Annotated in this window: 21 protein-coding genes; 13 read left to right on the top strand and 8 right to left on the bottom strand. The window is 61.3% G+C overall.

The genetic code is table 11. The features are described 5' to 3' along the window. The first annotated feature begins 2 nt into the window (after nt 1-2). A complete protein-coding gene (locus ABCW43_RS01220) occupies nt 3-329 on the top strand; it encodes a TfoX/Sxy family protein (RefSeq protein WP_345921769.1) in 327 nt (108 codons plus the stop codon). A gap of 181 nt (nt 330-510) precedes the next feature. Here ABCW43_RS01220 and ABCW43_RS01215 read toward each other — a convergent pair whose 3' ends face one another. The 5 genes from ABCW43_RS01215 to ABCW43_RS01195 form a co-directional block, all read right to left on the bottom strand. Further along, entirely contained in the window at nt 511-924 is a 414-nt protein-coding gene (locus ABCW43_RS01215; protein ID WP_345921768.1) for an NUDIX domain-containing protein, read from the bottom strand. A gap of 6 nt (nt 925-930) precedes the next feature. After that, nucleotides 931-2,481, bottom strand: a complete 1,551-nt coding sequence (locus tag ABCW43_RS01210; protein ID WP_345921767.1) for a DEAD/DEAH box helicase — start codon at nt 2,479-2,481, stop codon at nt 931-933. Between the two features lie 210 nt (nt 2,482-2,691). Next, nucleotides 2,692-4,005, bottom strand: a complete 1,314-nt coding sequence (locus ABCW43_RS01205) for a M23 family metallopeptidase (RefSeq protein ID WP_345921766.1) — start codon at nt 4,003-4,005, stop codon at nt 2,692-2,694. A 92-nt stretch (nt 4,006-4,097) separates the two neighbouring features. Beyond that, nucleotides 4,098-4,925 (bottom strand): ferritin-like domain-containing protein, encoded by an 828-nt coding sequence (locus ABCW43_RS01200; RefSeq protein WP_345921765.1) that lies wholly within the window; start codon nt 4,923-4,925, stop codon nt 4,098-4,100. A 15-nt stretch (nt 4,926-4,940) separates the two neighbouring features. Further along, nucleotides 4,941-5,408 carry a peroxiredoxin gene (locus tag ABCW43_RS01195; protein WP_345921764.1) on the bottom strand — a complete coding sequence of 156 codons (468 nt, stop codon included), beginning with the start codon at nt 5,406-5,408 and terminating at the stop codon, nt 4,941-4,943. A 127-nt stretch (nt 5,409-5,535) separates the two neighbouring features. On the opposite strand from ABCW43_RS01195, the gene ABCW43_RS01190 reads away from it, so the two are divergent. Further along, the gene (locus tag ABCW43_RS01190; protein ID WP_345921763.1) at nt 5,536-8,937 is read left to right on the top strand and encodes a YhdP family protein; all 3,402 of its coding nucleotides are present in this window, start codon (nt 5,536-5,538) and stop codon (nt 8,935-8,937) included. Between the two features lie 47 nt (nt 8,938-8,984). Here the strand turns inward: ABCW43_RS01190 and tyrS are convergent, their stop codons facing one another. Further along, a complete protein-coding gene (gene tyrS, locus ABCW43_RS01185) occupies nt 8,985-10,238 on the bottom strand; it encodes a tyrosine--tRNA ligase (protein WP_345921762.1) in 1,254 nt (417 codons plus the stop codon). A gap of 267 nt (nt 10,239-10,505) precedes the next feature. Between tyrS and ABCW43_RS01180 the strand changes: the two genes are divergently transcribed. Continuing rightward, nucleotides 10,506-11,693 carry a GGDEF domain-containing protein gene (locus tag ABCW43_RS01180; RefSeq protein WP_345921761.1) on the top strand — a complete coding sequence of 396 codons (1,188 nt, stop codon included), beginning with the start codon at nt 10,506-10,508 and terminating at the stop codon, nt 11,691-11,693. Nucleotides 11,694-11,737: 44 nt separating this feature from the next. Here ABCW43_RS01180 and ABCW43_RS01175 read toward each other — a convergent pair whose 3' ends face one another. Then, the gene (locus tag ABCW43_RS01175) at nt 11,738-12,415 is read right to left on the bottom strand and encodes an alpha/beta hydrolase (protein WP_345921760.1); all 678 of its coding nucleotides are present in this window, start codon (nt 12,413-12,415) and stop codon (nt 11,738-11,740) included. 240 nt (nt 12,416-12,655) lie between these two features. On the opposite strand from ABCW43_RS01175, the gene ABCW43_RS01170 reads away from it, so the two are divergent. The 10 genes from ABCW43_RS01170 to sufA all read left to right on the top strand — a co-directional run bounded on the left by ABCW43_RS01170 (nt 12,656) and on the right by sufA (nt 20,575). Then, entirely contained in the window at nt 12,656-13,822 is a 1,167-nt protein-coding gene (locus ABCW43_RS01170) for a cysteine desulfurase family protein (RefSeq protein WP_345921759.1), read from the top strand. A gap of 148 nt (nt 13,823-13,970) precedes the next feature. Continuing rightward, the gene (sufB, locus tag ABCW43_RS01165; RefSeq protein ID WP_345921758.1) at nt 13,971-15,440 is read left to right on the top strand and encodes a Fe-S cluster assembly protein SufB; all 1,470 of its coding nucleotides are present in this window, start codon (nt 13,971-13,973) and stop codon (nt 15,438-15,440) included. Continuing rightward, nucleotides 15,440-15,661, top strand: a complete 222-nt coding sequence (locus tag ABCW43_RS01160; protein WP_345921757.1) for a hypothetical protein — start codon at nt 15,440-15,442, stop codon at nt 15,659-15,661. The genes sufB and ABCW43_RS01160 overlap by 1 nt, the downstream gene beginning before the upstream one ends. Nucleotides 15,662-15,700: 39 nt before the next feature. Continuing rightward, nucleotides 15,701-16,456 (top strand): Fe-S cluster assembly ATPase SufC, encoded by a 756-nt coding sequence (gene sufC, locus ABCW43_RS01155; RefSeq protein ID WP_007752089.1) that lies wholly within the window; start codon nt 15,701-15,703, stop codon nt 16,454-16,456. Nucleotides 16,457-16,479: 23 nt separating this feature from the next. Further along, nucleotides 16,480-17,754 (top strand): Fe-S cluster assembly protein SufD, encoded by a 1,275-nt coding sequence (gene sufD, locus ABCW43_RS01150; protein ID WP_345921756.1) that lies wholly within the window; start codon nt 16,480-16,482, stop codon nt 17,752-17,754. A gap of 13 nt (nt 17,755-17,767) precedes the next feature. Beyond that, nucleotides 17,768-19,009 (top strand): cysteine desulfurase, encoded by a 1,242-nt coding sequence (locus ABCW43_RS01145; RefSeq protein WP_345921755.1) that lies wholly within the window; start codon nt 17,768-17,770, stop codon nt 19,007-19,009. 23 nt (nt 19,010-19,032) lie between these two features. Continuing rightward, nucleotides 19,033-19,413 carry an SUF system Fe-S cluster assembly protein gene (locus ABCW43_RS01140; RefSeq protein ID WP_345921754.1) on the top strand — a complete coding sequence of 127 codons (381 nt, stop codon included), beginning with the start codon at nt 19,033-19,035 and terminating at the stop codon, nt 19,411-19,413. A gap of 65 nt (nt 19,414-19,478) precedes the next feature. Beyond that, entirely contained in the window at nt 19,479-19,811 is a 333-nt protein-coding gene (locus ABCW43_RS01135; RefSeq protein WP_345921753.1) for a ribbon-helix-helix domain-containing protein, read from the top strand. Further along, nucleotides 19,808-20,098, top strand: coding sequence for a type II toxin-antitoxin system RelE/ParE family toxin (locus ABCW43_RS01130; RefSeq protein WP_345921752.1), 291 nt, complete (start codon nt 19,808-19,810; stop codon nt 20,096-20,098). The genes ABCW43_RS01135 and ABCW43_RS01130 overlap by 4 nt, the downstream gene beginning before the upstream one ends. Nucleotides 20,099-20,185: 87 nt before the next feature. Further along, nucleotides 20,186-20,575 carry a Fe-S cluster assembly scaffold SufA gene (sufA, locus tag ABCW43_RS01125; RefSeq protein ID WP_345921751.1) on the top strand — a complete coding sequence of 130 codons (390 nt, stop codon included), beginning with the start codon at nt 20,186-20,188 and terminating at the stop codon, nt 20,573-20,575. 8 nt (nt 20,576-20,583) lie between these two features. Here sufA and ABCW43_RS01120 read toward each other — a convergent pair whose 3' ends face one another. Next, entirely contained in the window at nt 20,584-21,207 is a 624-nt protein-coding gene (locus ABCW43_RS01120) for a GntR family transcriptional regulator (RefSeq protein WP_345921750.1), read from the bottom strand. Nucleotides 21,208-21,316: the final 109 nt, after the last annotated feature.

Below are 21,316 nucleotides of genomic sequence, written 5' to 3'. Positions count from 1 at the left end.
GAATGGACAATTCCGACATCGAGGACATGTTCGAGGGGCTCGGCCCCGTTTCCATCCGCCGCATGTTCGGCGGCAAGGGCATCTATCACGATGGTTTGATCGTCGCGATCGATCTGCGCGGCGAGATCATGCTGAAGGTGGATGCGGTCAGCGCGCCGGAATTCGAAGCGGCCGGTGCCAGGCAATGGTCCTATGAGGGAAAGAAGGGGAAACCGGTGCTGATGCCCTACTGGTCGGTGCCGGAAGACGCTTTCGACGATCCCGACGAGATGCGCAAATGGGTGCGGCTTGCATTCGACGCGGCCGTGCGTGCAAACTCGAAATCCTGAACCTGGCCCCCAGTGCTAAATTTAGCATCTTGCTCGACAGAATGCGAAGCGCATACCGTCCGCCTCGTATTGAGGGGCGTGGGCTGCCGAATCTCTCGACCAGGGTCGCGTCCGGAAATTCTGTCAAAATGATTTCATCAAGATGGCCGCTTCGGTTCTCCGGAGCGGCTTTCGTTTGGGTTCATTTTGGAAGATGGGCAAAGGCCCTGGCAGAAAAGGCCGAGAGCGGCTGGGGCGGATCATTCGGATCGAACCAGCCGATGTCCGACAGTTTGTCGGGCTCCGTGAGCGAAGGCTCGCCGGTGAAATCGCGCGTCATATAAATCAGCGAGACCCAGTGCTGCCGGTCGGCCTCGATGATCTCTTCGGCCGTGCAGAGAAGTTCGACCCTGCCAATTTTCAGGCCCGTCTCTTCTTCCGCCTCACGGCGGGCGGCTTCCGAGGAAGGTTCCATCGGATCGACCTTACCGCCGACAATGTTCCAGAAGCCCGCTTCCGGCGCCTTGAGGCGACGGCAAAGCAGAACCTTGCCGTCGTCACGCACGATGACGAGCCCGGCACCGACGCCAGGAAAATCAATGCCGGGTGTGGCCACGGAAATTTAAGCCTTGGCGGCGTTCGCGACGATCAGCATGAAGGCCGGGATGTCGTCGCCGAAGCCGACCGGGGTCGGGCCGTCGTCGTGGTCGCGGTGGTAACGCTGGCGACGCTCGCGATTGTCGTCGTTTGCGGGTGCCGGTGCAGGTGTCGGCCGCGAATTGCGGTTGCCGCCGTTGCTCTGCGGCTTCCTGTCTGCCTTGCGTTCCGGTTTCACGGTTTCCACCCTAGCTTCCACAAATGCCTCTTCGACTGCTTCAATCGGATTATCTTGGATTTTCGTGTCAGCCTTGTGACTCGAATCGCCGCGCCCAGAATCCGCGCGTCCCGAATCGCTTCGTCTGCCGCGGCCGCGCTCCTTATCACGATCGCGGCCCTTGCGGCCACGTTCGCTCTCATGGCTTTCCATCGGCGCAGGAAGCGCTGAGATGTCGCCGTTCAGCCATTCGATCTTCTCGTTGATGAGTTTTTCGATGGCGTCGAGATACTTGGTGTCGGAGCGGGTGACGAGGGTAAACGCACGGCCCGAGCGGCCGGCGCGTCCGGTCCGGCCGATGCGGTGGACATAGTCCTCCGCATGGATCGGAACGTCGAAGTTGAAGACATGGCCGACATCGGGCAGGTCGAGGCCGCGTGCGGCAACGTCGGAGGCGACCAGCAGCTGGATATTGCCGTCACGGAAATTCTGCAGCATCGTCGTGCGCGAACGCTGGTCCATGTCGCCATGCAGCGCGCCGACCGAGAAGCCGTGCCGCTCGAGCGAACGGAAAAGATCGGCGACATCGACCTTGCGATTGCAGAAGATGATCGCGTTCTTCAGGTCGTCCTGGGCCTTGATGAGATCGCGCAGCACGGCGCGCTTCTCATAGTCCTTGTTGTGGGAAGCGACGAGGCGCTGCGTCACAGTCTTGGCGGTCGACGAAGGCTTGGCGACTTCGATCCGTTCCGGGTTCTGCAGGAAGCGGTCGGCGAGCTTCTGGATCTCCGGCGGCATGGTGGCCGAGAAGAACAGCGTCTGCCGGGTGAAGGGGATCATCTTGGCGATCCGTTCGATATCCGGGATGAAGCCCATGTCGAGCATGCGGTCGGCCTCGTCGATGACGAGGATCTCGACGCCGGTCATCAGCAGTTTGCCGCGCTCGCAGTGGTCGAGCAGACGGCCGGGCGTGCAGATCAGCACGTCGGCGCCACGTTCCAGCTTGCGGTCCTGGTCGTCGAAGGACACGCCGCCGATCAAAAGCGCAACGTTGAGCTTGTGGTTCTTGCCGTATTTTTCAAAATTTTCGGCGACCTGGGCGGCGAGCTCGCGGGTCGGCTCGAGGATCAGCGTGCGCGGCATGCGGGCGCGGGCGCGGCCCTTTTCCAGGAGCGTCAGCATCGGCAGAACGAAGGAGGCCGTCTTGCCCGTGCCGGTCTGTGCGATGCCGCAGATATCGCGGCGCTGCAGCGCATGCGGGATCGCCCCTGCCTGGATGGGCGTGGGGATCGTATAACCCGCGTCTGTGACAGCGGAGAGGACTTTCTGGCTCAGGCCAAGATCAGCAAATGTGGTCAAAGGGAATTCTGTTTCCGTTCCGGTTCTGTACGAACACTATGGGAGCCGATGCATGGCTGCTCGACAACTGGCCCGCGACATAGGACCAAAATGTCCAAAAGTCAAGGAAAGCAAGGCGATTGGCCGCCGGATTGGTGAATGAAGACGCTCGCGGGGCAGGCCGGCTACCGTTCCGGCTGCAAAGAATTGCTTTCTTGCCGAATGCCCGGCTCAATTGAGGTAGGTCGTGAGCTTCATGCCGGCATTGAGGAAGTGAACGGGATCGATCGGATTGCCGTCGCGGCGGACCTCGTAATGGACGTGCGGTCCGGTGGAGCGGCCGGTCGAGCCTGCTTTGCCGATCAAGTCCCCGGTGGCCACTTCGTCGCCTTCCTTGACCAGTATTTTCGACATATGGCCGTAGCGCGTTGTGATGCCCTGGCCATGGTCGATCTCGACCATATTGCCGTAACCGCTGGCGAAGCCGGCCGAAATCACCTTGCCGGCGCCGGTGCTTTTCACGTCGTCGCCGGTCGAGGCTTGAAAATCGATGCCCGCATGCAGCGCAAGCCGGCCGAGGAAGGGATCGATGCGGTTGCCGTAGCGGCTGGTGACCGGACGGCCGGGTGCGGGATTGCCGAAGGGCAGGTCGCGCGCCGTCTCGCGCACGGCTTCCAGCCGGCTGAGTGCGGCATCGAGCTCGTCCAGCGAGGCATCGAAGGCACCGATATTGGTTTGCGGCGCGACATACGGGCCACCAACGCCGTTCACGGCGTCTTCCGTCACCCTGTCTGCGGATGCCACCTCGACGCCGGTCCGCTTCAGGATTGCGGCGATCGCGTCTGCGGTTTCCGAGGCGCCCGTCGTCAGGTTGGCGATCTTGGCAAGCTGTTCCTTCTCGATGGTCTTCAGTGACAGTGTCACCTTGGAAAAGACCCGATCGGCCCTGTCGGCGATGTTTTCGCGCAACGGCGCATAACCAAGCGCGGTCGACGTCTGGAGCGGCGTGGCGGAGGTTTCGCCGGAGAGGAGTTTCTCGATCGCCTTGACGCCACCGCTGCCACCGGTAAGCGAGGCCTGACGTTCCTTGGCCGGAGGCTGCAGCATGGTCGGTGCCGGTGTTTCCGGCGTCGTGAGGCCGGACTCCTCGGCGCGGTTCAGAAGCGAACCGAGTTTGCCGTGGCGCGAAAAGAGGGCGTTCTGCTGTTCCAGCAGCTTCTCGACCTTCTGCTCGACCACCTGCTGGTCGAGAAGTTGGCGCGAGGTGATGCGGTCGACTTGGGCGCGCAGCGCGGCGATCCGATCCTCGTAATCGTGCTGCATGCGGGCCTGCCGCGCCATGGTCGCGCCGATCAGGTCGTCGCGGATTACCAGATAGGAGGTGGCACCGAGATAGCCGATCGCGAAAACACCGAGAAAACAGAAGGTCAATGCGGCCATCCACGGCCGGATGGTCATGTGGCGGATCGTTTCACCGCTGGCGAAAATGAGAACGTGCTGAGGTGCCCGCTTCCCAAATACCCGGTTTTCGGTTCCCTTCGCCACGCGGATCTCCCGGAGATGCGACTCGTCCGGCCGCTGTTCCCATTGTCGGGATTACACATGGATATGGTTAACGAACGCTTTAATCGAGGCGCTCAGGCGTAGCTGGTGGAGGTCAGCGACCGGTAAAATGACGGCGTCAGACCCGCCTCGGCGCGAGCGATATCGTTAAATGGTGCCTTGAGCGATCCGCGGAAATTGGCGCGCACCAGCTGCTGGAAAGTCGCTGCCGGGTCCTTGCGTTCGCGGGCGCAGAGGAAGCGGAACCATTTCGCACCGATTGCCACATGGCCCTTTTCGTCATTGTAGATCACGTCGAGAACCGCCGCACTTTCGAAATCGCCGGTCTCGCGCATCTTGGCCTGCAGCGATGGCGTCACGTCGAGCCCGCGGGCTTCCAGAATGAGCGGTACGACGGCGAGGCGGGCGGTGAGGTCGTTACGGGTGGAGTGCGCCGCCTGCCAAAGCCCGTCATGGGCGGGCATGTCGCCATAGTCGGCGCCCATGTCGTTCAAGCGAGCCCGCACCATGCGGAAATGTTTGGCCTCCTCGAAAGCCACCTGCATCCAGCCGTCGAAGAAGGAGTTCGGCACCGGCTCGGTCGCAAAACGGGCGACGATGTCGAGCGCCAGATCGACGGCATTGAGTTCGATATGGGCGATCGCATGCAGCGTCGCGATGCGGCCGTTGACGGTATGCAGCGAACGCTTGCCGACCGCCTTGGGCGGCACCAGTTCGGGTTTCGCCGGCCGGCCGGGCCGCTCGGGCAGGGGCGGATCGAGCGGCGAGCGGAGCGACAGCCGACGCTCGAACCAGCGGGTGGCGGTCTCCTGCGCCAGCCGCGTCTTGATATCGAGATCGGCCGACAGGATTGCCGCCGTTGCGCCGCCTCTCAACGAGGTGATCGAAAACTCGCCGGCCATTGATTTGTCTCCTGCCTACAACGCCTTGAGGCTTTCAAGCACCTCCTCGGCATGACCCGCCACCTTCACCTTCGGCCAGATCCGAGCGATGCGCCCGTCCGCGCCGATCAGGAAGGTCGTGCGTTCCACACCCATATAGGTGCGGCCATACATGCTCTTCTCCTTCCAGACACCGTAGAGATTGGCAAGAGAGGTGTCCTCGTCGGCGGCGAGGATGACCGAAAGGCCATGCTTCTTGGCAAACTTGTCATGCTTCTTGACGCTGTCGGGCGACACGCCGATGACCGAAGCGCCGGCTTTTTCGAATTCCGGCAAAAGGCCCGTAAACGCGATCGCCTCCTTGGTGCAGGCCTCGGTATCGTCTTTGGGATAGAAATAGAGGATGACGCGTTTTCCCGAAAACGCCTTGAGGGAAACGGTGCCGCCGCCGTCGCGCGGGAGTTCGAAGTCCGGTGCGATATTGCCGATCGTCAAGTCGCCCATGGATTTCCTTTCTTTCGCCGGTATCTTGAGTGATATTCGCCGCAATCGGTATATAGTCGCCCGGGCGACGTCCAGAGCCGTTGCACCCGGCACCAATGCGAATGCAGAAAGATGAGTTCTCAACCTGATGTCGGAAATTCGCGGAGAAAGGGTCAGTTTCAGCCGGAAAGAACTCGTTCCGCTGCATGAATTGCCCTCCGCGCAGGTCGAGGATCCGATCATCGTCCATTGCCCGCTACCAAGCCGGCGGGGCAGGCGATTCGCCAAGACAGTGCTGCTTTTCCTCCTGCTGGTGTTTCTCGCGATCGGCAGCGCCGTTTTCGCGATCGAGAGCGGCATGGTCGACAGCACACTCTCGTCGCGCGCCCAGAGCGCAATCAACAATGCCATCGGTCCGCGTTACGTCGCCACCGTCGGCTCGACCGCCATCCGGTTCGATTCGGGGTTACGCCTTGCGCTGGAGGCGCGTGACGTCGATATCGTCGAACAGGCGACCGGCGAACACCTGAGCCGCGCCGGTGCCATGCGCATGGCCGTCGATCCGCTGGCGCTTCTCGGCGGCCGCGTGTCGATCAAGCATATGGAGGCGGAACATATCCGTCTCGACACCACGCAGCTGCCATCCGGCGATCCGTTGCCGATCTCGGAAGTCCGCATCGACGCCATGCCGGCGCTGCTGGAAGAGATTTTCCAGCGCCTCGACGAAGCTCGTGCGCTTATCGAGCGAACCGGGACGGGTTCCGTCAGCATCGCCGGTATCGAAATCCTGCTGCCGGCAGCACCTGGGCGCAAGCCGATCGTGCTGGTCGTCGACGATATCGAGCTGACGCAGAGCGCCGAAGGCGAGGTCGAGATCAACGGTGCGATCAGCCTCAACGGCCGCAAGGCGGTTCTGGTGGCAGCGTCGAAGACCGTCGAAGGGGTCACGTCGTCACTCTCGGCCAAACTGACCGGCCTCGAGGTGACATCTTTCATGCTGCAGCGAACAGAGAACGGTCAACCGCGCGAGGGGATCGAAGGCTCCCTCGATCTCGATCTTTCGGCGGTTCGCTCACGCGAGGCCGTAAAGCCGGCTATCACCGCAACGCTTCGCCAGTCTCCCGGCCATTTCTATTTCGACGGCATCCAGCAGACCTTGAGCGGCGCCAATATCAATGTGGCCTACGACTTTTCGAAGAATTCGATCGAACTGCTGAAATCCGAGGCCCGTTTCGGCCTGACCATCCTGCCGTTCACAGGCGCGATGATCGATCTCAACCGGCTCAATCCGGCCGACAAGCGTCCCGGTTTCGGTCTCGACGTTCTGATCAGCGGCGCAACAGCTGTTGGCGCCTCGACAAGCGAGCAGCCGGCGCGCTTCGATCTCAAGGCGAACGGGCGTTACCTGTCGGCCGATCGCGAGCTTCAGTTCGATGAAATGGCGGTCTCCAGCCCCCTCGGCCGCATGGCCGGCTCCCTGAAGGTACGGTTCGGCAACCAGTCTCCCGAGATCAGCTTCGGGGCGCAGCTGCCGCATATGGAAGTGACGGGGGTCAAGCAGCTCTGGCCGTTCTGGATGGCGCGGAAACCACGCGACTGGGTGATGGACAATATGTTCGGCGGCACCATTACCAACGGTTCGATCGCCGTCTTCATTCCGGCCGGCCGGATGAAGGGGCCTGGCATTCCGATGGAACTCGACAAGAACGAGTTGCAGATCGGTTTCGATCTTGCCAATGCCCGCATCAATCTGCCCGGCGACGTCCCTCCCTTGCGCGATATCGACGGGCGCTTCGATTTGAAGGGGGAGGTGATGCAGGTCGATGTCGCGCGCGCCTCGTCCTTCTTCCCATCCGGTCGGTTCGTCGCCATCGAAGGCGGCCGGTTCTCGATCCCGTCCACCTATGCCAAGCCGCTGATGGCGGACCTTTCGCTGAAGATTGCGGGGCCTGCCGATGCTATAACGGAGCTTGCGAATTTCCGGCCGATCAATGCCTTGAAGGGGACCGAGTTCAAGCCGGAGGATTTTTCCGGCCATGCACGCGTCGATCTCAAGGCCCGCATGGGCCTGATATTGGCTCACAACCCGCCGAAGCCCACCTGGAATGCCCATATCGAGCTGGACGACGTCACGCTCGGCCCGCAGTTTTCCGGTCGCAAGATCGCCGGTTTGGATGGCACGCTCAATATCGACAACCAGACGGCGCGGCTCGGGGCCAAGGGCACGATCGATAATGTGCCGGCTGACATCACGCTGGTCGAACCGGTCGATCCGGCATCTCCGACAAAGCGCGAGCGGATCATCAAGACCGTTCTCAACAACGATCAGCGGGAGAAACTCGCACCCGGTCTTTCCGAGGTGATCGACGGTACGGTGACGGCTCAGCTGACGCGGATCGACGAAACCCGCCAGGCGGTATCGCTCGACCTCAGCCGGGCCACTCTTTCCGTGCCATGGCTTGGCTGGACCAAGGGCGGGGGCATTCCGGCCAAGGCCCAATTCGAGCTGACCGATACGGGAGAGCGCACCGATATCCGCAATTTCGAACTCTCGGGCGACGGTTTTGGCGCGCGCGGCAGCCTTGCGCTCAATGGCGGCAGCCTGACGTCGGCGGACTTCTCGCATATGCAGCTCTCGCCTTCCGACAATTATGCGGTGAGCGTCAAACGCGCCAAGGGCAATTTCGACGTCTCGATCAGCGGCTCCGTCGTCGACATGCGGCCCGTCGTCACCAAGATCCGGGCAGGCGGAAAGACCGGCAGCGGCGCCAAGCGTGGTGACGACGATACGAGCAACGCCACCGTGCGCGGCAAGCTCGACCGCATGATCGGCTTCAACGACCAGACCCTCTCGAACGTGTCGTTCCTGTTTTCAAGCCGCGGCGGCAAGATCTCGACGGCCGATTTTTCCGGCTCGACGGAAAGCGGGCAGGCGGTCGTCAGCGAGATGAATGCAGGCGACACGATCTCGATCACCAGCGGCGACGCGGGCGCCATCGTCCGCTTCATGAACCTCTACGACAACATGCGCGGCGGGCTCCTGAACCTGCGCTTGAAGGCGCAGGGCGACGCGTGGACCGGAGCCATCGATCTGCGCAATTTCGCGCTGGTCAACGAAGCCAAGCTTCAGTCTCTTGTCGCGACGCCGGACCAGGAGGGTCGCAGCCTGAACACGGCAACGAAAAAGAACATCGATGTCAATTCGGCAAAGTTCCAGCGCGGTTTTGCAAGCCTGCTTTATCGGAATGGTTCGTTTGCCATAGAAAACGGTGTTGTGCGCGGCGAACAGATCGGTGCGACCTTCCAGGGCCTGGTGCGCGATGCCAAGGGCAACATGGAGATGACCGGAACGTTCATGCCGGCTTACGGCCTGAACCGGCTTTTCGGCGAGCTGCCGCTGATCGGCGCCATTCTCGGCAATGGCCGCGATCGCGGCCTGCTCGGCATCACCTTCAAGCTCGAAGGTCCGTTCGAGAAGCCGAGGCTGACCGTCAACCCGCTGTCGCTGATCGCACCCGGCATTTTCCGCCAGATCTTTGAATTCCAATAAAAAGGGGCCGCGAAATGCGGCCCGTTCAATTCGTAGTCGGGGGCGGTTCAGGCCGGACGCACCAGGATGTGCTTCTTCTTGCCGAGCGAAAGCTTGATCACTCCGTCGCCGGTGATTTCGCCCGTGCCGATCACCATGCGTTCGTCGCTGACGGCCTGGTCGTTGATGCGCACGGCGCCGCCCTGAACGTGACGGCGCGCTTCGCCGTTCGAACCGGCAAGGCCGGCGCGCACGATCAGCGACAACAGACCGATCCCGGCTTCGAGATCAGCCGTGGAAACCTCGACCGACGGCAGGTTTTCGGAAAGCCCACCTTCCTCGAACGTCTTGCGGGCGGTCTCTGCTGCTTCGTCTGCCGCTGTGCGACCGTGCAGGATGGCCGTGATTTCGGTCGCGAGGATCTTCTTGACCTCGTTGATCTCCGAGCCGCCGAGCGCCGAAAGCCTCGCGATCTCGTCCATCGGCAGCGTCGTGTAGAGCTTCAGGAAGCGCGGGACGTCCGCATCCTCGGTATTGCGCCAGTACTGCCAGAAGTCATAGGCCGACAGCATGTCCGGGTTGAGCCAGATGGCGCCCGTCGCCGATTTGCCCATCTTGGCACCGGATGACGTGGTCAGAAGCGGCGAGGTCAGCGCGAAGAGCTGCTGCGTCCCCATGCGGTGACCGAGGTCGATGCCGTTGACGATATTGCCCCACTGGTCCGAGCCGCCCATCTGCAGCCGGCAGCCGGTCCGCTTGGCGAGTTCCACGAAGTCATAGGCCTGGAGGATCATGTAGTTGAATTCCAGGAAGGACAGCGACTGCTCGCGGTCGAGCCGCGTCTTGACGCTCTCGAAGGACAGCATCCGGTTGACCGAGAAATGCCGGCCGACGTCGCGCAGGAACTCGAGGTAGTTGAGGCCGCGCAGCCAGTCGGCGTTGTTGATCATCAGCGCTTGCCTCGGACCTTCGCCATAGGCGAGGTAGTTCGAGAAGACGCGCTTGATCGAGGCGATATTGCCTTCGATCGTGTCGATCGTCATCAGCTGGCGTGCTTCGTCCTTGAACGAGGGATCGCCGACCATCCCGGTGCCGCCCCCCATCAGCGAGATCGGCCGGTGACCGGTCTGCTGCATCCAGTGCAGCATCATGATCTGGATCAGGCTGCCGGCGTGCAGGCTTGGCGCCGTCGGGTCGAAGCCGATATAGCCGGTGACGATTTCCTTGGAAAACAGTTCGTCGAGCCCGGTCTCGTCTGAGACCTGGTGGATGAAACCGCGCTCGTCGAGCGTGCGGAGGAAATCGGACTTGAACCTGGACATGATCTAACTCTGGCAGGGTGGGGTTTTGGGATATGTGGCCGCGCCTCTAGCACTGTTTTTGCCGGTAATCACTTCAAAAGTGATGTTGGGTGTGATCAGCGCTCCGAATGGACGGCAGCGAATAACGGGTCAGGCAGTTTTCGCGGGACGCAATTGCGGGTGCGAGAAGGACAACTATGCATTAACGGTTTCTTGTTTCATGCGCTTTTAACATCCGGCCCGGATACGGTAACCGGGTGGTGTGCAGGTCTCCTGCTTGATGGGCTGATGAACGGGGCTGCCTTTTTCCTCGCGGTGAATTTTATCATCGCCATATGCTTTGGTGCGGTTTTCGTTGTGGTTTCCACGCGCAGCCGCTCGCGGACGGCTGCGCTCTGGTTTGCCGCCGCTTTTACCGTCGCCTCGCTCTCGTCAGTCTGTGAATTGTTGGTCGCCTATGCGTATCTTACGAAATTCTGGGCAATCTGCGCCTTCGCATCGGTGCTCTGCGGCATGACCTTGCTCAGGGTCGGTATCGGCAGTCTCTATGGCCGGAAGGTCGCGCCCGTCTGGGCGGGCTGTTTCCTGGTGACGGGCATCTGCCTCGACCTGCTGATCTACGACCTGCCGCGCGGAACGGCCGCACACGCCTTTTCCTACCAGACACCGTTTGCATTGGCGCTCCTTTCGAGTGGGGCGGCCATCTTTTCATCGACCCGCCGGCTGGCGATCGACCGGGCGCTCGGTTATCTGCTGCTGGCGACCGGCCTGCATTTCTTCGTCAAGGCGAGCCTTGCGGTGATTGCAGGGGCGGGCACGACCGCCAAGGATTATATCGGCACCAATTACGCGCTGATCTCGCAAAGCTCGACGGCGGTGCTCATGGTCGCGGTCGGATTGACGCTGCTGTCGGTTCTCGTCCTGGAGATCATGGCGGACGAGCGCAGCAATTCCGAAAGGGATGCGCTTTCCGGTCTCGCCAATCGCCGCGGCTTCGAGAATGGCGTCAAGGCCGCGATGGCGCTGGCGCCGAAGGCCGCGCACGCGGTTATCATCTGCGATCTCGATCATTTCAAGCGCATCAACGACACCTATGGCCACCACGGTGGCGACCTGGTGATCCAGGCCTTCGGCGATCTGTTGCAGACAACCGCTTCCAAGAATGCCGTGGTTGGCCGTATCGGCGGCGAGGAGTTCGCGATCTTCCTGCCGAGCACGACGCTTGATATGGCGACACTGTCTGCGCAGGCGCTCCGGGGCGGGACGATGGAGATTGCTGTAAGCGGGCTTCCGTCCACCTTCGCGGTGACCGCGAGTTTCGGCGTGGCGGAGCTTGCGCCGGGCGGCGATCTTGCAGGGGCGATGCGGGACGCCGATGCCGCTCTCTATGAAGCCAAGCGCTCCGGCCGCAATCGTGTCAGGCAGGCGCGGCATATCGGCTCTCCAGAGCCGAAATCGATCAAAGCCGTCAAATGAAAACGGCCGCCGAAGCGGCCGTTCCCAGGGGGGGTTGAAAGCGATCAGCGAATGCGCTTGGCTGCCGGTTCCGGCACCAGTTCGCCGTTGAGGCGGCGATCGAGGTAGTCTTCGCATTCGCCCATCAACGTTTCCACTTGACCGTTGAAGAAGTGATTGGCGCCCTCGACCATGCGGTGGGTGATCAGGATGCCTTTCTGCGTCTTTAGCTTCTCCACGAGTCCGTTGACATCCTTCTCGGGTGCAACCTTGTCGCTGTCGCCGTTGATGATCAGACCGGATGACGGGCAGGGGGCGAGGAACGAGAAGTCGTAGATGTTCGGCTGCGGCGCGATTGACATGAAACCCTCGATCTCGGGACGGCGCATCAGCAGCTGCATGCCGATCCAGGCGCCGAAGGAATAACCGGCGACCCAACAGCTTTTCGAATCGGGATGCAGGCTCTGCACCCAGTCGAGCGCCGACGCTGCGTCCGAAAGCTCTCCGGCGCCGTGGTCGAATTCGCCCTGGCTGCGCCCGATACCGCGGAAATTGAACCGGAGTGTCGTAAAACCGCGCTTCTGGAACATGTAAAAGAGCTGGTAGACGATCTGGTTGTTCATCGTGCCGCCGAACTGCGGATGCGGGTGCAGGATGATGGCGATCGGGGCGCTCTTTTCCTTGGATGGCTGGTAACGACCTTCAAGGCGGCCGGCTGGGCCGTTGAAAATGACTTCGGGCATCGGTACTCCGGTCAATATGTTCAGGTTCCAAACGAGTATCGCGTCGAGTTTGACTTGACGAAGACGCTCAGCTTTTCTAAACTCAGTTTAGAACCATTCGAAACTTTGGGCGGCATTCAGATGCGCGCCCGATGCGATGTCTCTTACGGCAAGGCTGACGGAAATTTCAAGGAAAATGCGGGTCCCCTGTCTGCCCATGTGTAATTCAACCTCTATCTAGAAACGGAAGCCGATCAGGCAATGGCGCTGAACCGCACATATCTGGACTGGAATGCGACCGCGCCCTTGAGTGCGCCGGCCCGCGCCGCCATGCTGGATGCGCTGCAACTGCCCGGAAATGCCTCGTCGGTCCACGGCGAGGGCAGGGCGGCCCGGGCCGCGGTCGACAAGGCGCGCCGGCAGGTGGCGGCGCTGGTCGGCGCGGAGCCTGCGCATGTGACCTTCGTCAGTGGCGCGACGGAGGCGGCCAATCATGTGCTGACCCCGGATTTCCGCATGGGCCGGGCGCCCCTGGCGATGAGCCGTGTTTATGTCTCGGCGATCGAGCATCCGGCGATCCGCGAGGGCGGTCGCTTCGATCCGACCCAGGTGACCGAGGTGCCGGTGACGCCGGCGGGTGTCGTCGATCTTTCTGCGCTCCAGGCGCTGCTCGCCGAACATGATCGGACCGCCGGCATGCCGATGGTCGCAGTGATGCTGGTCAACAACGAGACCGGCATCGTTCAGCCCGTGGCAGAAGCGGCCGCCATCGCCCATGCCCATGGCGGCTTGATGGTGGTAGACGTTGTTCAGGCTGTTGGTCGCATTCCGGTGGACATCAATGCGCTGGATGCGGACTTCCTGATCCTGTCGTCGCACAAGATCGGTGGCCCGAAGGGCGTCGGGGCTCTCGTCTCGCGTGGCGAAGTGCTGATGCCCAAGCCGTTGATCCGCGGTGGCGGCCAGGAAAAGGGTCATCGCTCCGGTACGGAGAATTTCCATGCCATTGTCGGCTTCGGTGCCGCAGCCCAGGCTGCCCGCGACGATCTCGCTGAACGCAATGCGGTGATCGAAGAGCTTCGCCACCGGCTGGAGGCGGGAATGCGTAAGGCCGCTCCCGATGCCGTCATCCATGGCGAGGCAGTTCTGCGCGTAGCGAATACCTGCTTTTTTACTTTGCCGGGGCTGAAATCGGAGACGGGCCAGATTGCTTTCGATCTCGAAGGTATCGCGTTGTCCGCCGGCTCCGCCTGCTCGGCAGGAAAAGTCGGCGAGAGCCATGTTTTGACGGCCATGGGGCATGATCCGAAGCTCGGTGCTTTGCGGATTTCGCTCGGGCCCGAGACGACGCAAGACGATATCGCGCGGGCGCTGGCCGCCTTCGCCAAGATTGCCGGCCGGCGAAAACCGGCGGGCGAGGCGGCGTGACCGCCTCCAAAATTGCGCATGCGCAAATTTCCGCTTGCCAAAAGGTATGAAAACCGCCTTCTGGCGCCTACATAAGGGAGGCAACTGTCCCCCCGGATTGATGACAAGAATTGCCGGAATTTGAACCGGCAAGATTTGGAGTATGAACATGGCTGCCGTGCAGGAAACGATCGATCAGGTTCGCCTAATCGATGTGGACCAGTACAAATACGGTTTCGAAACCGTCATCGAAGTGGACAAGGCGCCAAAGGGTCTTTCGGAAGATATCATCCGTTTCATCTCCGCCAAGAAGCAGGAGCCGGAATGGATGCTGGAATGGCGTCTCGACGCCTATCGCCGCTGGCTGACCATGGAAGAGCCCACCTGGGCGCGCGTCGAATATCCGAAGATCGACTTTAACGACCTCTATTATTACGCCGCTCCGAAAAGCAGCGCCGGCCCGAAGTCGCTCGAAGAGGTCGATCCGGAACTGTTGAGGGTTTACGAGAAGCTCGGCATTCCGCTGCGCGAACAGGAAATTCTGGCTGGCGTCGAGACGCCGCGGGTCGCCGTCGATGCCGTCTTCGACTCGGTCTCGGTCGTCACCACCTTCAAGAAGGAACTGCAGAAGGCCGGCGTGATCTTCATGTCGATCTCCGAGGCGATCCGGGAACATCCTGAGCTGATCAAGAAATATCTGGGCTCGGTCGTTCCGACCTCGGATAATTTCTATGCGACCCTGAACGCCGCCGTGTTCACCGACGGCTCCTTCGTCTTCGTGCCGAAGGGCGTACGGTGCCCGATGGAGCTTTCCACCTATTTCCGCATCAACGAAAAGAATACCGGCCAGTTCGAGCGCACGCTCATCATCGCCGAAGAAGGTTCTTACGTCTCCTATCTGGAAGGCTGCACGGCGCCGCAGCGCGACGAAAACCAGCTGCACGCCGCCGTGGTCGAACTGATCGCCCTCGACGACGCGGAGATCAAGTATTCGACAGTGCAGAACTGGTATCCGGGCGATGCGCAAGGCAAGGGCGGCATCTACAACTTCGTCACCAAGCGCGGCGATTGCCGCGGCGCCCGTTCGAAGATTTCCTGGACGCAGGTCGAGACCGGCTCGGCGATCACCTGGAAATATCCGAGCTGCATCCTGCGCGGCGACGACTCGCGCGGCGAGTTCTATTCGATCGCCGTTTCCAACGGTTATCAGCAGATCGACTCGGGCACCAAGATGATCCATCTCGGCAAGAACACGTCGAGCCGCATCATCTCCAAGGGCATTTCCGCCGGCAATTCGAACAACACGTATCGCGGTCAGGTATCGATCAACCGTCGGGCTTCGAATGCCCGCAACTTCACCAATTGCGACAGTCTCCTGATCGGCGACCAGTGCGGTGCCCATACTGTGCCCTATATCGACGTGAAGAACGCATCGGCGCAGATCGAGCACGAGGCGACGACATCGAAGATTTCCGAGGACCAGAAGTTCTACGTCATGCAGCGCGGCATTCCCGAAGAGGAAGCTATCGCCTTGATCGTCAACGGCTTCGTCAAGGACGTCATCCAACAATTGCCGATGGAATTCGCCGTCGAGGCCCAGAAGCTGATCGGCATCTCGCTCGAAGGGAGCGTCGGCTGATGAACGAGAAGGTCGAAAACCTGATCCTGGAACATCTTCGGGCCATGCGCGCGGACATGCGCAAGATGGCGGACGACATTCACACGCTTCGTGCGGAAATGATTGCGATGCGCGCACATATGACCGGTGTTGCAAGTCTTCAGGATCATGACCACAGCGACATCGCGGCTATCAAGGTCCGATTGGACCGTATCGAGAATAGATTGGACCTGGTGGACTAATTCCTCCCCGGCTCCCCAAGAAAATCGAAAGACGAGACCATGCTTGAGATCAAGAACCTGCACGCCCGTATTGCCGAAGACGGCACCGAGATCATCCGCGGCCTGAACCTCACTGTGAAGGCCGGCGAAATCGCCGCCATCATGGGCCCGAACGGCTCCGGCAAATCGACCCTCTCCTACATCCTGTCAGGCCGCCAGGATTACGAAGTCACCGAGGGCGACATCCTCTATAACGGCGAGAGCATTCTGGAGCTCGATCCGGCCGAACGCGCGTCGAAGGGCATCTTCCTCGCCTTCCAGTACCCGCTCGAAATTCCGGGCGTCGCTACCATGCAGTTCCTGAAGGTTGCAATGAACGAGCAGCGCAAGGCGCGCGGCGAGGCGGAACTGACGACGCCGGACTTCATCCGCCGTGTCAAGGACGCCGCCGAGAAGCTGAAGATCGACCAGGCCATGCTGCGCCGTCCGCTCAACGTCGGTTTCTCCGGCGGCGAAAAGAAGCGCGCCGAAATCCTGCAGATGGCACTGCTGGAGCCAAAGCTCTGCATTCTCGACGAAACGGATTCTGGCCTCGACATCGATGCGCTGAAGATCGTCGCCGACGGCGTCAACGCGCTGAAGTCGCCGGATCGCGCCACCATCGTCATCACCCACTACCAGCGCCTGCTCGACTATATCGTGCCGGACACGGTCCATGTGCTCTACAAGGGGCAGATCATCCGTTCCGGCGACAAGGCGCTCGCGCTGGAGCTGGAAGAGAACGGCTATGCCGATATCATCGGGGAAGCGGCTTAAGCGGCCCGAGGAAGGATGTTGTCATGAACATGCAGACGACAAGCCGTCTCACGGCTGCCGAAACCGCGTTGGTCGAAGCCTTTGGCGCCCAGATCGGTGAACTGCCGGGCGATGGCGCGGTGATCGGCACGCGCGACCGGCTTCTGGACGAGCTCAAGAAGGCCGGCCTGCCGACCCGCCGCATCGAGGCCTGGCATTACACCGACCTCAAGAACCTGCTGCGCAGCGTACCCGAGGTCACGCTGGTTTCCGCCATCGATCCGGTCGCGCCGCTGGTCGAGGGATCGAGGGTCCTTTCGATCCTGCAGGGTGCTGCCGATGCAAAGGCCGCCGTGGAAGGCATCGAGATCGCGCTCTTCAAGGACAGGCTCGCCGACGGTTCGGCCGCTGCCGGCCTGACGGCGCTCGACAAGGACGATGCGATCGGCCGCATCAATGGCAGCTTCGTGCGCGATGGTTTTGCGATCACGGTGCCGGCCAATACCGAACTTGAGGCACCGATCGAACTGCAGGCGCGGCATGCTGCGGGCCAGGTCCATACGCGTTTCCCGGTTTCGTTCGGCGCCGCATCCAAGGCAACGGTCATCGAGCGTCACCAGTCGGTGACGGAAGATGCCGCACTCGTATCTTCGATCAGTGACATTGCGCTGGAAGACGGCGCCGACATCACCTGGATCATCCTGCAGCAACAGGGGGCTGCCGATACCCATCTCGGCCAGATCCGCGTGCGGCTCGGCACCGATGCCAAACTGCGGCTGTTCGTCGTCAACGCCGGCGGCAAGCTGGTGCGACAGGAATTGCGGATCGACGTGGCCGGCGAGGGTGCCGAACTGATGCTGCGCGGCGTCAACCTTCTCGGTGCCGAAAGCCATACGGATGTCACGCTGGTGCTCGGCCACAACGTGCCGCACACCAATTCGACGGAGATCATCCGCAATGTCGTGTTCGACCGCGCCAACGGCGTTTTCCAGGGCATGATCCGGGTCGCTCCGGATGCCCAGAAGACCGATGCCAAGATGTCCTGCAACACCTTGTTGTTGACCGACGATGGCGGGTTCTCGGCCAAGCCCGAGCTCGAAATTTTCGCCGATGACGTGGTCTGCGGCCATGGCGCGACGGTTGCCGATATCGAGAGCAGCCATCTCTTCTACCTGATGGCGCGCGGCGTTCCGGAAAACAAGGCGCGGGCCATGCTGGTCAACGCCTTCGTCGCCGAGATCGTCGAGGAACTCGAGGAAGAGACGCTGGTCGAGGCGCTGGAAGGCGTCATCTCGGCCTGGCTTGAAAGACATGCCTGATAAGGGGCTTGATATGGACCAGAGTGCACCCTCGATGACCTACGATGTGGAAGCAATCCGACGGGATTTTCCGATCCTGTCGACGATGGTGCACGGCAAGCCGCTGGTCTATCTCGACAACGGCGCCTCGGCCCAGAAGCCGCAGGTGGTGATCGACGCGATCAGCCACGCCTATTCCAGCGAATATGCCAACGTCCATCGCGGCCTGCATTACCTCTCGAATGCGGCGACCGAAGCCTATGAGGCGTCGCGCGAAAAGGTGCGCCGGTTCCTGAATGCCGGTTCGGTGGACGAGATCGTCTTCACCAAGAACTCGACCGAGGCGATCAATACGGTCGCCTACGGCTGGGGCATGCCGAATATCGGTGCCGACGACGAGATCGTCGTGACGATCATGGAGCACCATTCCAACATCGTGCCCTGGCATTTCATCCGCGAGCGGCAGGGCGCCAAGCTGGTCTGGGTGCCGGTCGATGACGAGGGTGCTTTCCATATCGAGGATTTCGAAAAAAGCCTGACCGAAAAGACCAAGCTGGTCGCGATCACACATATGTCGAACGCGCTCGGCACCGTGGTCCCGGTCAAGGAGGTCTGCCGCATCGCCCATGAGCGCGGCATCCCGGTGCTGATCGACGGCAGCCAGGGCGCCGTGCACATGCCGGTCGATGTCCGCGACATCGATTGCGACTGGTACGTGATGACCGGCCACAAGCTCTACGGCCCATCGGGTATCGGGGTACTCTACGGCAAGTCGGATCGGCTGAGGCAGATGCGTCCATTCCAGGGCGGCGGCGAGATGATCGTCGAAGTCACCGAGGACATCGTCACCTATAATGATCCGCCGCATCGTTTCGAAGCGGGTACGCCGCCGATCGTCCAGGCGATCGGGCTTGGTTATGCGCTCGACTACATGGACAAGATCGGCCGCGCGGCGATCGCCCGCCACGAGGCGGATCTCGCCGCCTACGCGGCGGAGCGCCTGGGTGCGATAAACTCGCTGCGCATCATCGGCAATGCGCCGGGCAAGGGCGGCATCTTCTCCTTCGAGCTTGCGGGCATCCATGCGCATGATGTCTCGATGGTGATCGACCGCAAGGGCGTTGCGGTCCGCGCCGGCACCCATTGCGCCATGCCGCTCTTGAAGCGCTTCGGTGTCACCTCCACATGCAGGGCATCGTTCGGCATGTACAATACCCGTGCCGAAGTGGATGCGCTGGCCGATGCGCTCGACTACGCCCGCAATTTCTTTGGCTAATTTCTTGTTTGGGGAGCCTTGTGATGGCTGTCGACGAAACGGAACTGAAATGGGATGCCCGCGAAGGGATCATCCAATCCGCCATCCCGGCCGATGAACTGGCGCGCCTGAGCGACGACATCATCGGAGCGCTGAAAACGGTCTATGATCCGGAAATCCCGGCCGACATCTTCGAACTCGGTCTGATCTACAAGATCGATATCGAAGACGACCGCATGGTGAAGATCATGATGACGCTGACGGCGCCCGGCTGCCCGGTTGCCGGCGAAATGCCGGGCTGGGTGGAAAACGCCGTCGGCGCCGTCGAAGGCGTGTCCGGCGTCGAAGTCGAGATGACCTTCGATCCGCCGTGGACACCGGAGCGCATGTCCGAAGAAGCGCAAGTTTCCGTCGGGTGGTATTGATTGCCAGGGATCGTCGATTGCCGCCGGCTGCAAGATGACATAGAATCCCTGCGGGAGGTCGTGGCATGGACGACAACTATCGCATCACCGTCGATATTTCCCCCGAACTCGCCGCGGCCGTAAGCGAAGCGGTCGATTCCGGTGAATATGCCTCTGCGGATGAAGTGATCGCGCATGCTTTGCGTGAATGGGCGGAAAGGCAGACGGAGAGCAGCTCACTCTTTCCAAAGGTGGCCATGACGCCTGAAGAGCACGATGCCTGGTTCAGCAAGGAAGTTCGGGATACGCTGGATCGTGTTTCAAGCGGCGCGACCCGCCTCATGTCGCATGAGGAGCACCTTTCACGCTGGCGGACCAGGCGTGCTGAGCTTCTGGCAAGGGCCGGCGGCGGAAAATGATCGCACTTCGCTGGTCTGAAGAGGCCGACGCCGACGTTGATAACCTTGCGAATTACCTTTCCGGCTTTGACGTTTCTGCGGCGATCAGGATCGTCGACGAAATCCATGGGCAGGCCAGTCGTTTGCTGGAATTCCCTTATTCGGGTCGCACTGGCCGTGTCGAGGGGACACGCGAACTACCCGTTCTGAGAACGCCCTATGTGATTGTTTATGCCGTCGGGGATGACGTTGCCATTCTGCGCGTTCTGCACGGCGCTCAACGTTGGCCGCTTTCCACGGAAAATTAAAGTCTGCTTGTTTTGATCGGGCGGCGACATTAAATAGTTGAATGAAACACCGGACCTTGAATCCGTGTGCGGAAGGAGAATGAGCCGATGGGCTTCGCCATTATGACCATGACCGATGCCGCTGCGACCCGGGTCAAGCAGCTTGTCGCCAATTCCGGACCGGACGCCAAGGGCCTGCGGGTCGGGATCAAGAAGGGCGGCTGTGCCGGCATGGAATATACCGTCGATCTCGTCACCGAACCCAATGCCAAGGACGACATGATTGAGCACGACGGCGCGAGCGTCTGGATCGAACCTTCCGCCGTGCTTTATCTCCTCGGCACGCAGATGGATTTCGAAGTCACGCAGATGCGATCGGGCTTCACCTTCGTCAATCCCAACCAGACGTCCGCCTGCGGCTGCGGCGAGTCGGTCGAGCTGAAACCTGCGGACCTTGCAGCGCTCGCAAAACAGCGCGAAGCGGAAGCCCGCGTCTGATCTTTCCCTTATGAATTCGTGAGATAGGCGAGGAGCGTTTCCATCGCTCTTTGTGCCGCTTCGACATCGCCCGACCGGATAGCACGGATGACGGCGACATGCTGCGTGACCGACTGATCCATCCGCTCGATGGAGGCGTTCGAAAACCATCGCCGCCTGGAATGGGTCTGGAGCGGCGCCAGCGCCGACGTCAGGAACCGGTTGGGGCAGGCTTCCTCCAGGATATCGTCGAAACGCTTGTCGGCTTCGAGAAATCCGGGAATGTCGCTGGTCGCCGCAGCGGCGCCCATTGCCTTGGCGCAATCGAGCAGGGCGGTGCGCTGCTCTTCGTTGGCGTGTTCGGCGACCAGCGCTGCGGCTACCGGTTCGAGCTGGCGCCGCGCCTGCATGATGGCTTCATGGTCGCTCTCGATGATCTCGGTGACCTGCAGCCCGACGCGAGACCGTACCCGCATCAGCCCCTGCCATTCGAGTTTCTGGATCGCTTCGCGCACGGGCGTTCGGCCCTGGCCCGCCAGGCGGATGAGCTGCTTTTCCGTGACCAGCGCGCCGGGTGCAAGTTGAAGGGTGACGATGAGGTTTTCGAGCCGGCGATAGGCCTGTCGGCTGAGCGATTCCGCCTCGGATGCCATGCGCCTCGTCCCCCTCTGATATATCACAGAGTGCCATGTCGCATTCGAAATAGCAAGGGTAGCTGATATATCAGGCAAGGGGATACAGTTGCCGGCGATCCGGTGGAAG

The organism is Neorhizobium tunisiense, assembly GCF_039631515.1.
Taxonomy (GTDB): domain Bacteria; phylum Pseudomonadota; class Alphaproteobacteria; order Rhizobiales; family Rhizobiaceae; genus Neorhizobium.
The sequence above is the reverse complement of the archived record's forward strand: the minus strand, read 5'-3'. Positions and strand labels throughout refer to the sequence as shown.

Bases quoted from the DNA above. Each gene is read 5' to 3' on its own strand.
- ABCW43_RS01175 (WP_345921760.1), bottom strand. From the start codon at position 12,415: ATGCCCGAAGTCATTTTCAACGGCCCAGCCGGCCGCCTTGAAGGTCGT.
- ABCW43_RS01200 (WP_345921765.1), bottom strand. From the start codon at position 4,925: ATGGCCGGCGAGTTTTCGATCACCTCGTTGAGAGGCGGCGCAACGGCG.
- ABCW43_RS01160 (WP_345921757.1), top strand. From the start codon at position 15,440: ATGAACGAGAAGGTCGAAAACCTGATCCTGGAACATCTTCGGGCCATG.
- ABCW43_RS01180 (WP_345921761.1), top strand. From the start codon at position 10,506: ATGAACGGGGCTGCCTTTTTCCTCGCGGTGAATTTTATCATCGCCATA.
- ABCW43_RS01170 (WP_345921759.1), top strand. From the start codon at position 12,656: ATGGCGCTGAACCGCACATATCTGGACTGGAATGCGACCGCGCCCTTG.
- ABCW43_RS01145 (WP_345921755.1), top strand. From the start codon at position 17,768: ATGGACCAGAGTGCACCCTCGATGACCTACGATGTGGAAGCAATCCGA.
- sufC (WP_007752089.1), top strand. From the start codon at position 15,701: ATGCTTGAGATCAAGAACCTGCACGCCCGTATTGCCGAAGACGGCACC.
- sufB (WP_345921758.1), top strand. From the start codon at position 13,971: ATGGCTGCCGTGCAGGAAACGATCGATCAGGTTCGCCTAATCGATGTG.
- sufD (WP_345921756.1), top strand. From the start codon at position 16,480: ATGAACATGCAGACGACAAGCCGTCTCACGGCTGCCGAAACCGCGTTG.
- ABCW43_RS01120 (WP_345921750.1), bottom strand. From the start codon at position 21,207: ATGGCATCCGAGGCGGAATCGCTCAGCCGACAGGCCTATCGCCGGCTC.
- ABCW43_RS01140 (WP_345921754.1), top strand. From the start codon at position 19,033: ATGGCTGTCGACGAAACGGAACTGAAATGGGATGCCCGCGAAGGGATC.
- ABCW43_RS01135 (WP_345921753.1), top strand. From the start codon at position 19,479: ATGGACGACAACTATCGCATCACCGTCGATATTTCCCCCGAACTCGCC.
- ABCW43_RS01220 (WP_345921769.1), top strand. From the start codon at position 3: ATGGACAATTCCGACATCGAGGACATGTTCGAGGGGCTCGGCCCCGTT.
- ABCW43_RS01130 (WP_345921752.1), top strand. From the start codon at position 19,808: ATGATCGCACTTCGCTGGTCTGAAGAGGCCGACGCCGACGTTGATAAC.
- ABCW43_RS01190 (WP_345921763.1), top strand. From the start codon at position 5,536: ATGTCGGAAATTCGCGGAGAAAGGGTCAGTTTCAGCCGGAAAGAACTC.
- tyrS (WP_345921762.1), bottom strand. From the start codon at position 10,238: ATGTCCAGGTTCAAGTCCGATTTCCTCCGCACGCTCGACGAGCGCGGT.
- sufA (WP_345921751.1), top strand. From the start codon at position 20,186: ATGGGCTTCGCCATTATGACCATGACCGATGCCGCTGCGACCCGGGTC.
- ABCW43_RS01195 (WP_345921764.1), bottom strand. From the start codon at position 5,408: ATGGGCGACTTGACGATCGGCAATATCGCACCGGACTTCGAACTCCCG.